The sequence below is a fragment of the Sinomicrobium oceani genome (assembly GCF_900119185.1).
Taxonomy (GTDB): Bacteria; Bacteroidota; Bacteroidia; order Flavobacteriales; family Flavobacteriaceae; genus Sinomicrobium; species Sinomicrobium oceani.
Genome location: NZ_FPJE01000012.1, coordinates 138,376 through 151,190 on the forward strand (window position 1 = coordinate 138,376; position 12,815 = coordinate 151,190).

Here is a 12,815-nt window from a genome sequence, read left to right on the forward strand (position 1 = left end):
AAACAGGAAATAGTTTCCGGATGCTCCCCGGAGCATCCCCAAACCCGCTTATTAGATTACCCGTAATTACACCCAATATCAATCAATTTAATTAAAACTCATAACATAGTGAAGAAAGACACATTACCTCCTGTGGTTTCGCGGAAAAACCTCATTCCATTTATTTTAGTAACCTCTTTATTTGCCCTCTGGGGCTTTGCCAATGCGGTTACGGATCCCATGGTACAGGCTTTCAAGAAAGTCCTTGAACTCAGTAATTCACAGGCTGCCTGGGTACAGATGGCATTTTACGGAGGATATTTTTGTATGGCCCTGCCCGCTGCGCTTTTTGTCCGAAAATACTCTTATAAAACAGGAGTACTTATAGGGCTCGCTTTGTATGCAGGTGGAGCTTTGTTGTTTTATCCTGCAGCCATCACCGAAAAATTCTGGTTTTTTTGCCTGGGATTGTATATCCTGACATTCGGACTGGCTTTTCTCGAAACTACGGCAAATCCTTATATTCTTGCTATGGGAGATAGCAGGACAGCTACACAGCGACTCAACCTGGCTCAGGCCTTCAATCCGCTGGGACTGGTACTCGGCCTATTGGTAGCTCAGCAGTTTGTGCTCAGAAAGCTGCAATCTGTGGATGTGCAAGATTTCGGGGCGCTGGACGAGGCTTCCAAAGTGATGATCCGTACCTCCGATCTTATGGTAATACGCGATCCGTATGTAGCTCTCGGCCTGGTGATTCTCGCCGTATTTGTGTTCATATTTGTCAGTAAAATGCCTCAGGTCAAGGACGAAGGTGGTATTCCGGGGCTTGCCGATACGTTTTCCGGACTTTTTAAGAATAAAAAATATACCCTCGGCGTACTGGCCCAGGTACTCTATGTAGGAGCACAGATTATGTGCTGGACCTATATCTACCAGTATGCGGAAGCTATCAATGTGAGTAGTGATGATGCGGCTTATTACCAGTTTATAGCCTTTATTCTCTTCCTGGTAGGACGTGCCATAGGAACCTATATGCTTCGTTTTATGAGTTCCGGAAAGTTACTGATGTTATTCGCTTTCTTAGGGATAGCATTTGCTGCAGGAGCCATCTGGATAGAAGGAACTTTAGGAATATATTGTATCGTAGGAATATCTTTTGCCATGTCTTTGATGTTCCCCACCATTTACGGGATTGCTCTGGAAGGACTGAGTGAAGAAGAATCCAAGATAGGTGCAGCGGGTCTGGTTATGGCTATTGTAGGAGGTGCTTTGATGCCGCAGTTGCAGGCTCTTATCATCGATATAGGAGGTTCCGGGGTGGCAGATGTCACTATTGCCGGAGTACCTGAGGTTAATTTTTCGTTTATATTGCCTTTGTTGTGCTTTGTGTATATCAGTGTGTACGGAAAATGGGTACACAACAAGGTATATTAGTACACCGGGAACCAACCGAGGTGTAGTAGGCAGTATTCGGGAAGGCAACATAAGAATCGGAGAACACTATTGTATTTATGGGGCTTCGTAGCTCCGGACTTTGAATAAAACGGAGGAGAGAGACTGTGATACTACACGAACAGATAACTGAACTATAAATTGTGGAGAATCCCGAACAGTGAAAAAAGATGAAACGGTATTGTTTAGCTTTAGATTTAAAAGATGATGAACGGCTGATTGCCGAATATGAAACACATCATCAAAAAGTTTGGCCCGAGGTGCTGAAAAATATTTGTAAAAGCGGTATTATCGATATGGAAATATACCGTATTGAAAACCGGTTGTTGATGTTGATGGAGACAGATGACGGTTTCAGTTTTGAGCAAAAAGAAGAACTCGATGCGGCCAGTGAAACTGTTCAGGAGTGGGAAAAGCTCATGTGGAAGTACCAGCAGGCTATTCCGGGAAGCAAACCCGGTGAAAAATGGCGCCTGATGAATAAGATCTTTGATTTTAAAACAGCATTGTAATGACCGTAGGATTATTTGTCCCCTGTTACATAGATCAGCTATATCCCAAAGTAGGGAGAGATACACTGGAAGTTCTGGAAAAAGCAGGTTGTAAAGTCGTTTTTTTGCAGGATCCGTTGTGTTGCGGACAGCCTATGGCGAACAGCGGATATGAAAGCAAGACCCGGGATTTTGAAAAACCTTTTCTCAAAGTACTGCCCGAGGTAGATTATCTCGTAACGCCATCGGCCAGTTGCTCATATCATTTGTCCCATCACTTGTTGAAACCCTTTGTAGCAGCAGAAGAACTTGCCAAGGTAAAAGAACTGACGGAGTTTCTGCATGATATAATAGGACCGGATAAAATTCATGCTTCTTTTCCGTATAGGGTAGGTCTGCACCTGTCCTGCCATGGTTTACGCGGGCTCAATCTCGGTACACCTTCCGAGCTAAAGGTGCCCTATTATTCCAAAATAGAGAAAGTGCTTGCTGCTGTGGACGGACTTGATCTGGTGGTCCCTTCCAAAGCCGATGAGTGTTGCGGATTCGGGGGAAGTTTTGCAGTTTTCGAATCGGCCGTATCTGTAAAAATGGGATGTGATAAGATGAAGACGATGTCCGGGGCGGAAGTATCGTATGTTGCCGCAACCGACATGTCCTGTCTTATGCATCTCGAAGGTGTTTTTCGTGCCGAAGAAAGTACTATGAAAGTGATGCATATCGCAGAGATACTCAATGCAGGAGCGTAAACATTTTGTTTAACCGACGAAAGAACAAACTGATGAAAGGAACACATGCGAATCTGAGTAAGGGGTTTATAACCGGCTCCGAGAAGACGGACTGGCATAATAATGCACTCTGGTTTTTAAGGGCCAAAAGAGATATGCAACGGGATACGATTCCCGACTGGGAAAAATTACGAGCCACTGCCGCTGCAATAAAAGACCATACCCTGTCGCGTTTACCGGAATACCTCCAACGTTTCGAGGAAAATGCCATAAAGAACGGTATACAGGTACACTGGGCATGGGACGATGCTGAACTTCGTGAGATTACAGCTTCTATTCTCCGGGAAAACAACGCAAAATCCGTAGTAAAGAGTAAGTCCATGCTCACAGAAGAGTGCGGCCTGAACCCTTACCTGGAAAAAGAGGGATTCGATGTCGTAGATACCGATCTGGGAGAGCGGATCGTACAGTTGCGAAAAGAGCATCCGAGCCACATTGTGGTGCCTGCCATTCACCTGAAAAAAGAAGAGGTGAGTGATACGTTTCACGAAAAAATGAATACGGAGAAAGGAAATTCGGATCCCGATTATCTGGCTTCCGCCGCACGGGAAGCACTTCGTAAGGATTTTATGAGGGCCGATGCCGCTATTACCGGGGTTAATTTCGGAGTGGCTGAATCCGGTACGGTGGTAGTGTGTACCAATGAGGGGAACGCCGATATGGGAGTACACAGTAAAAAAACGGTCATTCACTGTATGGGGATGGAGAAACTGGTGCCCGGGTATAAAGAACTGGCGGTTTTTACGCGTTTGCTCGCGCGTTCCGCTACGGGACAACCCGTTACCGTTTTTACCTCACATTACAGAAAACCCCGTCCGGAAACTACCGAACATATTATTATAGTAAATAACAAGCGTACCGATATTTTTGAAGATCCGGAATTCCGGCAGGCCATGCGTTGTATCCGTTGTGGCGCCTGTATGAATACCTGTCCGGTGTACCGGCGCTCGGGCGGGCATTCCTATCACCATACTGTTCCGGGGCCTATAGGCAGTGTGCTCGCTCCTTTTTACGGGAAAGAAAAAAATAAAGATCTTCCCTTTGCTTCGACATTATGTGGCTCCTGTAATAATGTATGCCCGGTGAAAATAGATCTTGCAGGCCTCTTGTACCGGTGGAGACAAAAACTTACGGACGAAACATCACCCGACCTGTCCAAAAAGATAGGGATGGATATCGGGAGCAAAATACTAAAAAGCCGTACAACTTACAGCCTGGCGACCAGAGCCTTTCGCTGGGTCCCCGGAAGCGTACTGCAATCCGGCCTGAACCCTTGGAATGTCACGGCGAAAAACGGGCATAAAGAACGCATATTTCCGGATGTGCCCGGGGAGAGTTTCAGGGAATGGTACAAAAAAAATCAGGAGTAATCGCACAGAAATGATGAACAGTAAGGAAAGAATATTAAACACGCTGAACAAGGTTAGCAGGGACGCGCTTCCCAGACCCGAAATAGAGCTGCAGTATCCTCCTGAGGTTCTGGTGGAGGATTTTGTACGGATAGCAGAAGCATCGGGAACGGAGGTATTTCTCGCTACCCCCGACACGGTTGCCGATACCGTCCGGAAGTGGAGCAGAGGGGGAGACATACAGTCCTGTGTTCCCGGCTTACAGGATGAGTTTCCTTTGATATTTGACGAACAAATACCTTTCGACCGGGAGAAAATGCCGGAAGTCTTTGTTGCCGAAGCTGCTTTCGGGGTGATCGAAAATGCAGCGCTGTGGCTTACGGACAGCGAACTTCGTGCCCGTTTACTGGCTTTTATCCCCGAACGTATTGTCGTATTGCTCAAAGCCGGGTCTCTGGTGTCTACCATGCACCAGGCCTATGCTATTATCGCTGAAAATGATCCTTTCGGTTTCGGGCTCTTTATGGCGGGAGCATCCAAAACAGCCGATATCGAGCAAACCCTTGTAAAAGGGGCACAGGGAGCAAAAGAACTGGCCGTAATCCTGTATTGATTTAAAGAAGGAAAGACAAAAGGATTACCATACGATCAAAAAAAGCGAAGGCTGTCCGATAAGGTACAGCCTTCGCTTTTTTACTTATATGATGGTTTGTTCCGGAAACCGGTTACATTTCAAAAAGTTCAGCCAGTTTGGCATCGAGTGCTTCACCACGGAGATCTTTAGCGATGATTTTTCCGTTTTCATCAAGTATAAAAGTAGCGGGGATTGCCTTTACGTTATATAGCTGAGCTATAGGGTCCTGCCAGAACTTGAGGTTAGACACATGGTGCCAGGGAAGCTGATCTTCGGCGATAGCCTTTTCCCAGTCCTCTTTTTTTCTGTCGAGAGAAACACCGATGATGCTGAGTCCCTGATCTTTATATTTTTCATAAAGTTTTACGACATGAGGGTTTTCGGCACGACAGGGTTTGCACCATGCAGCCCAGAAATCTATGATCGTTATTTTTCCTTTGATATCTTTCAGAGCAAGCTCTTCACCTTCCGGAGTAGGAGCGGAGAATTCGGGAGCTGTAGCCCCTACGGAAACCTTGGTGAGGTTTTCTATCTGCTTGGCAACCCTTTCGGCAACTGCTGTTTTCTTTACGTCTTCGGACAAGGAAGAATAAAGTTCTTTGAGCTCTTCGGGAGTCTGCGACTGTGACATCAGCATTTTTTCCAGTACAAGAGCGGAAATATACGAATCCGGATGTCCTTCGACAAAATTAACCTCATACTCCTTGGCCTCTTCCTGGATATCTCCGTAAGTGTCCTGCAGAGTTGCAATAGTTACGGTATCTCTTTCCTGAGAAGCTTTCATCATTTGCTGACGCAATGCATTGATACGCTCACCGATACCGCGGGTACCTGAAATAAATTCGTAAAAATCATCATTAGACGGGGAACCACCCATCTTGGAGAAGTTGATACTGTCTTTATAAGCTTCTATTTCGATGTCTCCGTTTTCTACAATAACAGGAATGTTACCTACCTGGTCTATGAGAAGAAAGTGAATTTCAGGAGTGTCTGCTTTTCCCGTAAAGGTAAACTGCCCCTGCTGCACTGTTGTGGAATCGACATCCACCGGCTGGTTGTTTACATCCGCTTTTTTCATGAACACGGTTTTGCCGTCTTCCACACCGTCTATTTTAACGGTAATTGTGTAGCTGTCTTTATGTTGTTGGCCACAGGAAGCTGCAATTAGCGCCATGAGAAATAATACGCCGATCTTTTTCATTCATCTGTAATTTTAAAAGGTTTATGTGCAAAGTTAAACTTTCCGACCATAAATCGATGATGTTTAGGATAAAATTAAGTAAAGGGGTAGCATATCATAAATTCATAAAATGCATTTATTTTGGTCGATTGCTTTAATACCGGGAGATACGGTAAAAAATAACGTAGTAAAATTTAAATTTATACTTTTACATCATGCTTGATTTTCGTTTAAAGGTGTTTCATACCGTAGCCAGGCGGCTCAATTTTACCCGGGCTGCCCGTGAACTCTATATATCGCAGCCTGCCGTGACCAAGCATATCAAGGCCCTTGAAGAAGAGTATAGCACGCGTTTATTTGATCGTAACGGCACCAAAATACAACTTACCTATGCAGGTAAATTGTTTCTGCAACATACCGAACGCCTTTTTGAAATACACCGGAAACTGGAAATGTCTCTGCATGCCTTATCCGGTAAACATACCGGTAAATTGCGTATAGGAGCCAGTACGACCATTGCAAGTTATATTCTCCCGAGGGTGTTACCCGCTTTCCTGAAGAAATATCCGGATATGGAGATCGAGCTACGCTCCGGGAACACAGAACAGGTGGAGCAACTATTACAGGACAAAGCGGTCGACCTTGGGATCACCGAAGGATTTTCCAAACTTCCCGCTTTCAGATATACGTCTTTTCTGCGTGATGAGATTGTACTTACCACCGGTGCCGGACATCCGTTGACCAAAGAAGAAACGATAAATCCCGAAGTATTGAAAACACTTCCGCTATTGCTCCGGGAACCGGGTTCGGGAACTCTTGAAGTCGTAGAACACGCCCTTCGCGGAATTCGGATAAACCCTGCCGATCTTCGCGTGTCCATGCAACTTAGCAGTAGTGAGAGTATCCGCGAATACCTTTTGCATTCCGATAGTTTTGCCTTCTTATCCGTATATACTATTCTTCACGAATTGAGGAACGGGAGCCTGAGTATTATCGATGTAAACGGACTGGAGATCGAGAGGTATTTTTATTTCATGCAGTTGCAGGGACAGGCCGATCCGCTTTCCGGCCTGTTTATGGATTTCGCCCTTCATCATAACTACAGGTTATAATGCATAGCTATTAGTGATTTCCGAAATTTTCCGAAGACCCGGAACTTTGTATTCAGAAATCATAAAATCATGCACCACAAATTAAGAGACCGGCGGGTTCATTATAACGATTATCTCCGAAAAACACTGAACAAACGGATAAGTGTCCGGGAACTTGTATTTGCAGGACTGGCCATACTTTGTATTTCTTCCCTGGTATCTCCGCCTATGGCATTACTATTCGGGATACTGACCGCCTGGTTTATAGGACATCCTTACCTGCATCTGAATCATAAGATCACTCATTTTCTGCTTCAGGCTTCCGTAGTAGGACTCGGTTTTGGTATGGATGCCGGTAATGCCTTTAAAGCGGGGCAGGAAGGCATAATGTTTACCATAGCGTCCATTTTGGTGACACTGATCATGGGATATCTGCTATGCAGGTTATTTGCTATCGATAAGAAGACAGCCTACCTGGTAACGGTAGGTACTGCAATCTGCGGAGGAAGTGCTATAGCAGCTATTGCTCCCGTGATCCGTGCAAAAGAAAAACAGGTATCGGTAGCACTTGGCGTAGTGTTTATGCTCAATGCTCTTGCTCTTTTTGTATTTCCCCTCATAGGACATGCCCTCGGAATGTCGCAGGAGGCATTCGGGTTATGGAGTGCGGTAGCTATTCATGATACCAGTTCGGTAGTAGGGGCCGCAGGCAGGTATGGTGCTATGGCCCTGGAAACCGCAACGACCGTAAAACTGGCAAGAGCTTTATGGATCATTCCGCTGGCCCTGATTTCTTCGATGGCTTTTGGCAAAAAAGGCAGGAAAAGCAAAATAAAGATACCCTATTTCATAGGATTATTTATTCTTGGTATGTTGCTTCATACGTATGTGCCTGCTGTCCGGCATGTAAGTCCGTATATTACGTCCATAGCTTCCTCCGGATTAACACTTACCCTGTTTCTTATAGGTTGTGGTCTAACCCGCAAAGTGATAGGGACCGTAGGGGGGAAGTTGCTTCTGCTGGGACTCGTACTCTGGATTTTCACAGCTGTTTTATCGCTCTGCGGAATTATTTTCTTTGTTTCATAAAGGTAGGGGGAAGGGTGGAAAACAGCACTCCTGTTTTTTATCCTTTCGTTAGAGAAAACACCATTGTTTTTGGGAATATCTATTTGCAATCCGTAATTTCCTTCGTTACTTTTTCCACCTGTTTTTCGGATATTTTAGGGTGGAAAAGGGTATATTAGCAGGGTAAATCATAGGACTGCGTCCCAGGGCAGTACTGAAAAAATAAATTATGAAGGGGATTCATCTTTATGTCATGAGTATTGTTTTTTTTCTGGTTACAGGAAGATTTACGGGCTATGGCCAGGCTACGTATAATTCGGATTCCGATATATTGTATTATAAAAATACAGGGAAGGACGAGGATGCTTACAGATCGGAAATGTGCAGGCTCGATGTCTACTATCCCGAAGCGACAAGGGATTTTCCGGTAGTGTTATGGTTTCACGGCGGTGGTCTTACCGGAGGGAGTAAAGAAATCCCCGAAGATTTAAAAAACCGTGGTTTTGCCGTGGTGGGTGTCGGATACAGGCTTTCCCCGGTAGTGAGGTCGGAACAATGTATCAAAGATGCTGCCGCTGCGATAGCATGGGTGTTTCAACATATCCGGGAATACGGGGGAGATCCGAAACAGATCTTTGTTTCCGGACATTCTGCAGGTGGGTATCTCGCCATGATGACCGCCTTAGACAAATCATATCTCGGGGAACACGGTGTGGATGCCGATAATATTGCGGGGATCGTACCTTTCAGCGGACAGGCTATTACGCATTTTAATGTACGCAAAGAAGCAGGGATACAGGACACACAGCCGGTAATAGATCGTTTTGCTCCGTTATGGCACGTACGCGCCGATGCACCTCCTATGCTGCTCATTACAGGAGACCGGGATATGGAAATGCTCGGGAGGTATGAGGAAAATGCCTATTTAAAGCGGATGATGGAGATCTCAGGACATCAGCATACCGAACTTTATGAACTGGAAGGTTACGGACATAATATGGTAAAACCTGCTTTGCCTTTGCTGATCCGGGAGATCAGAAAACGAAGTGCTGAGATCACAGCCAGATAAGGATATATAGCCGCATCGGAAGCTATGACGATGCTTTTCCGGTTATACCTGGTTATGCTGGTCGGAACTATGTACACCTTGGTTTAGCGGTATGTTTTTACCCGATCTCCGGGCAGCAGGATACTTCACGGGACCTATATTTGTGTGATTTTATTCTTATATCACAGTATTTCATTGATTTACATAGGTTCTTATGTTGTTTTTCATCTTTTTTATAATGCTTTTGGTGTCTTTTTGAGAGGTGGGCTTTCCGGACTCTTTACAGGATTACTCAGATCGAGATTTACAGGTTTTCAATAATGTCTTTTTGCGCTTCGTCAAGCGTAAAGTGTTGAAAACTTAGGGAGTATCTGGCGGGCTTATGTGAGCCATAATACTAATTTTGTACCGTTATAAAACCCGTAAACCTTCACCCCGTGATACTTTCCTGGCCCGTGCATGTTCCGGTGTGATGACAAGGATGCCTATACGGAGGATAGTAATATGATGCTGTTGACCATATCGAGTCGCTCCGGACACGCGATAAAACCGAGTAGTTGCGAGGAAAGTACAATAAGAATTGTAACATGGCAAAAAGTTTTAGAGTCTTGAGAATTAGTAATAATCCCGGGCAATTCATTAATCCGTCAAAAGCATCACGACAGATATATCGGCTGGTTATTCCGGACTTTTCCGGTCATACCGGGGTAATGAGCTAAGTATAAGTCTGTCGATAATGGTTGGCGTTCCGGTCTTTTTTTGAACGGCTAAAGCTTCCTGACAAAGTGTTGATCTTCGTCAGAACCCGTTTTTACCACGTGTTTTCTCCGGACAATGGATACCTGTTTCTTCATGGCATTCATGTATATGTTGATTGAAAATTGTTCTCAGGCATTGATTTGGTCTCATTTGGCAAGGTGTAGTATATGTGTAACCTTCAATGCACGATACCTTATGATTTTTTTTTCACCTTTATCCGTTGAATATCTGCACATACCGAAAAGGTGTTTTTTTAGTTAAATATAAGTACCGGTAGGATAAGGCAGGACTATTAAAAATTCAACAAAACTTCCGGGTATACACGAAGCTTATGCTTTTATGTAATAGGTATGGTGCTCTGCATCCCGGAATATCATATACCTGATTTTAATGTATGAATCTCGTGAAACAAAAAAGAGATAAAACAACATTCGAACGCTATTCAACCAATAATGAGTTAAATGAATATGTACTGATCCTGTCGTTTGATGAAATTCCTTTTCATTATAAGTAGGTATGGTTGCCTCATGGTATTATTATGCTTTTTATTTCCCTTACTTTCTTTCGGTAAGGAGTATGAAAATGTGTGGGATAATTCACCCGAGTATAACTCCTTGTTCCTGACCTTCCATACAGAGTATGAGCTTCTTCTGGTTTGGGATACAAGTCTTTTAGAAGAAGTTAAAGTGCATTGTCCTGAAACCTTTGGGTGGCGGGCGTATCGGGCTGTAAAGCTGTTCTGTGGCATCCGGACTGACGAAAGTGAGCTTCATAAGAATCCGAAAAACGATATGGTACCCCAGCCAAGACAGGAAAATGTAGTCAGAGATAATAATAGTATGGAGGGGAAGGATGCCATTTCAAACCATCCGGAAAAGGAACACATGGTCGTAAAGACAATGGTGTATTACATCATTGCCGGAGGGCTTATTTTCTGGTCGGTAACTTTTCTTTTATTGATCATGTTAAACAGGAGAGAGCATTTACATCACCTGGAAATCATACGGGAACAAAGGCGGATTATAAAAGAAAAAGAAGAAGAGCACGAAGCTCTGAAGAAGAAACTGAACCTTGCTTTTAAGGAAGTGGTGACGCTTGCCAAGAAAAACTCCCCGTCTTTTCTGGCCCGTTTCCAGGAGGTTTACCCGGAAGTTTGCGAAAAATTACTGGAGGTCAATCCGAAACTGGTCAATACAGAGCTTAGTTTTTGTGCCATGATCTGGTTGAACTTTTCCAGTAAGGAAATTGCCCGTTACACTTTTATACAACCCAAAACAGTACAGATAAAAAAGTATCGTTTACGTAAAAAGCTGAAAATTCCCCGTGATGAAGATATTTATATATGGATTAAAAACCTGTAATCCGCGGTAATGCTCAGAAATTTGTTTCTGAAGTGATGCAGTACATGTGTAACCCTTTGTATTTGGTGTACCTGACACTTTATATGCATTTTTGACAGGACAATCCTAAACAACCCTTTTAACCTTGTGTAACACATTATAAACATGAGAGCAACCACCCCGGCCTACAGATATTTATCTGTGAATAATGAAAAATATAGCTGCCTTTCCCCGGCAGGGAGCGGACAAAACGCGATAGGTGTAAAACACTTCTTTTGTATATGACATGGAGAAGGTATATGAAAAAAGAGAGCTGTCCGTAGCGGACATCCTGAAGAATGTGAAAAAACATCTTGGTATAAAAACCAATAAAGAACTTGCAGTTTTGCTCGATGTGCAGCCCAACACGATTTCCACATGGAAAACCAGGAACAGCCCGGACTATGAAAAGCTCATTACGATTATCCGGGAGGCCAGGGGAGACCTTAACAAATTCTTCTTTGACGAATCGCATTGTCACAAAATAGTGAAGAGCGAGCAAAGATTGGTGACGGTCCCGTTAGAATATCAGTACGAGTACGTAACAGCGTTTAAGAATGATGTTTTTTTTAAAAAACTTCCGAAACATCATTTTTCGATAGTTACGGGCGAAGAAAAACTACGTGCATTTCAGGTTTCGGACCTTAACTCTTGGTACGCGTTTAAAGGCGCTTTTTATGCCATAAGCAGCTTGTCAAAGAATATCAGGGTCGGAAATGTCTATGTCATCGTCAATAAGGTCAAAGGGATATTTACAGGACTTATAGAGCGCGATGCCGATGACCCCGACATTATTTATGTTCTGGGAGACAGCAGGTGGATGGTCGGAAATAAAATAAAAATGAGCCTGAAAGACGTCGTAGAAGTGTGGAAAGTAAAACACATTGTTCTGAATGACAATGCCTGAGGCTGTATGGAATATGTGGTATGAAAAAGGATTTGCTTTAATACATGCAGATACTTTCCGACTAATTCCTCTCCCGGATAATAATTACTTGCTTTCCGATGATCAAAAAAGAACAACCCGGACCTGTTTCGGGGCATGCTATGAAATCTGTCAATTCACTTTATTCCGCCGTTATAATCCGATCTGCAGCTTGCTTACTGCTTCCTGAAAATCTCCGGTACGGATAGTAAGAAGCACCTTCCGATCCAAACATTAAACATATACCTAATCAATAATAACCCCGTAAAATGAAAAAAAAATTACTACTCACAGGTTGCATGATATGCAGCTTTGTTGTTTTCTCTCAGGAATCTTCAGACCAAAAAAAGCTAAAGAGGTACGATAAGTATACGTATATCGAAATAAGCGAGCTGCCGAGGCAACAGGCAAGCAGAGACCGTGTACTGAATGATCTCTCTTCGGCAGATATGAACAACTACACGCTTAAAAATTACCTGGAGCTGCTTTCTTACGGAGGCAGGATGAAGCCGTTGAGCTATAACAATATCAAGAAAACAATGGCAAAGCCCAAGGTGAATATGAAAAGTACGCTGGAGATGGGTAAAACCCCGTCTTATTACGGAAAACCTTTGGATTTGAAAAGTATAAAGTTGGGGTCTATATGGAATTAGATCGCTAAGAAAAGCCCCG

The 12,815-nt window shown here is 43.8% G+C and carries 12 protein-coding genes; 11 read left to right on the forward strand and 1 reads right to left on the reverse strand.

The window, feature by feature from the left end; translation table 11 throughout:
- The first annotated feature begins 108 nt into the window (after window positions 1–108).
- The 5 genes from fucP (at window position 109) to BT112_RS12195 (ending at window position 4,672) form a co-directional block, all read left to right on the forward strand.
- Window positions 109–1,413: an L-fucose:H+ symporter permease gene (gene fucP / locus BT112_RS12175; RefSeq protein ID WP_072317655.1), complete on the forward strand. Its 1,305-nt coding sequence runs from the start codon at window positions 109–111 to the stop codon at window positions 1,411–1,413.
- A 188-nt stretch (window positions 1,414–1,601) separates the two neighbouring features.
- Entirely contained in the window at window positions 1,602–1,943 is a 342-nt protein-coding gene (locus BT112_RS12180) for an L-rhamnose mutarotase (RefSeq protein WP_072317656.1), read from the forward strand.
- The gene (locus BT112_RS12185) at window positions 1,943–2,671 is read left to right on the forward strand and encodes a (Fe-S)-binding protein (RefSeq protein ID WP_072317657.1); all 729 of its coding nucleotides are present in this window, start codon (window positions 1,943–1,945) and stop codon (window positions 2,669–2,671) included. Before BT112_RS12180 ends, BT112_RS12185 begins: the two co-directional genes overlap by 1 nt.
- 32 nt (window positions 2,672–2,703) lie before the next feature.
- A complete protein-coding gene (locus BT112_RS12190; RefSeq protein WP_072317658.1) occupies window positions 2,704–4,080 on the forward strand; it encodes a lactate utilization protein B in 1,377 nt (458 codons plus the stop codon).
- A 10-nt stretch (window positions 4,081–4,090) separates the two neighbouring features.
- The gene (locus BT112_RS12195; protein ID WP_175545791.1) at window positions 4,091–4,672 is read left to right on the forward strand and encodes a LutC/YkgG family protein; all 582 of its coding nucleotides are present in this window, start codon (window positions 4,091–4,093) and stop codon (window positions 4,670–4,672) included.
- A 112-nt stretch (window positions 4,673–4,784) separates the two neighbouring features.
- On the opposite strand, the gene BT112_RS12200 is transcribed toward BT112_RS12195, so the two are convergent.
- Entirely contained in the window at window positions 4,785–5,894 is a 1,110-nt protein-coding gene (locus BT112_RS12200) for a TlpA disulfide reductase family protein (RefSeq protein WP_072317660.1), read from the reverse strand.
- A 194-nt stretch (window positions 5,895–6,088) separates the two neighbouring features.
- On the opposite strand from BT112_RS12200, the gene BT112_RS12205 reads away from it, so the two are divergent.
- The 6 genes from BT112_RS12205 (at window position 6,089) to BT112_RS12235 (ending at window position 12,796) form a co-directional block, all read left to right on the forward strand.
- The gene (locus BT112_RS12205; protein WP_072317661.1) at window positions 6,089–6,985 is read left to right on the forward strand and encodes a LysR family transcriptional regulator; all 897 of its coding nucleotides are present in this window, start codon (window positions 6,089–6,091) and stop codon (window positions 6,983–6,985) included.
- Window positions 6,986–7,054: 69 nt separating this feature from the next.
- Window positions 7,055–8,053, forward strand: coding sequence for a YeiH family protein (locus BT112_RS12210; protein WP_072317662.1), 999 nt, complete (start codon window positions 7,055–7,057; stop codon window positions 8,051–8,053).
- Between the two features lie 208 nt (window positions 8,054–8,261).
- Window positions 8,262–9,101, forward strand: coding sequence for an alpha/beta hydrolase (locus BT112_RS12215; protein WP_072317663.1), 840 nt, complete (start codon window positions 8,262–8,264; stop codon window positions 9,099–9,101).
- A 1,322-nt stretch (window positions 9,102–10,423) separates the two neighbouring features.
- On the forward strand, window positions 10,424–11,200 hold the full coding sequence (locus BT112_RS12220; RefSeq protein ID WP_245777035.1) for a LuxR C-terminal-related transcriptional regulator: 777 nt from the start codon (window positions 10,424–10,426) through the stop codon (window positions 11,198–11,200).
- A 265-nt stretch (window positions 11,201–11,465) separates the two neighbouring features.
- A complete protein-coding gene (locus BT112_RS12225; protein WP_072317665.1) occupies window positions 11,466–12,125 on the forward strand; it encodes a helix-turn-helix domain-containing protein in 660 nt (219 codons plus the stop codon).
- Window positions 12,126–12,412: 287 nt separating this feature from the next.
- Window positions 12,413–12,796 carry a hypothetical protein gene (locus tag BT112_RS12235; protein ID WP_139276164.1) on the forward strand — a complete coding sequence of 128 codons (384 nt, stop codon included), beginning with the start codon at window positions 12,413–12,415 and terminating at the stop codon, window positions 12,794–12,796.
- Window positions 12,797–12,815 lie beyond the last annotated feature (19 nt).

Coding starts and splice junctions, on each gene's coding strand:
- BT112_RS12195 (WP_175545791.1), top strand. CDS start 4,091: ATGATGAACAGTAAGGAAAGAATATTAAACACGCTGAACAAGGTTAGC.
- BT112_RS12225 (WP_072317665.1), top strand. CDS start 11,466: ATGGAGAAGGTATATGAAAAAAGAGAGCTGTCCGTAGCGGACATCCTG.
- BT112_RS12185 (WP_072317657.1), top strand. CDS start 1,943: ATGACCGTAGGATTATTTGTCCCCTGTTACATAGATCAGCTATATCCC.
- BT112_RS12200 (WP_072317660.1), bottom strand. CDS start 5,894: ATGAAAAAGATCGGCGTATTATTTCTCATGGCGCTAATTGCAGCTTCC.
- BT112_RS12205 (WP_072317661.1), top strand. CDS start 6,089: ATGCTTGATTTTCGTTTAAAGGTGTTTCATACCGTAGCCAGGCGGCTC.
- BT112_RS12180 (WP_072317656.1), top strand. CDS start 1,602: ATGAAACGGTATTGTTTAGCTTTAGATTTAAAAGATGATGAACGGCTG.
- BT112_RS12215 (WP_072317663.1), top strand. CDS start 8,262: ATGAAGGGGATTCATCTTTATGTCATGAGTATTGTTTTTTTTCTGGTT.
- BT112_RS12190 (WP_072317658.1), top strand. CDS start 2,704: ATGAAAGGAACACATGCGAATCTGAGTAAGGGGTTTATAACCGGCTCC.
- BT112_RS12235 (WP_139276164.1), top strand. CDS start 12,413: ATGAAAAAAAAATTACTACTCACAGGTTGCATGATATGCAGCTTTGTT.
- BT112_RS12210 (WP_072317662.1), top strand. CDS start 7,055: ATGCACCACAAATTAAGAGACCGGCGGGTTCATTATAACGATTATCTC.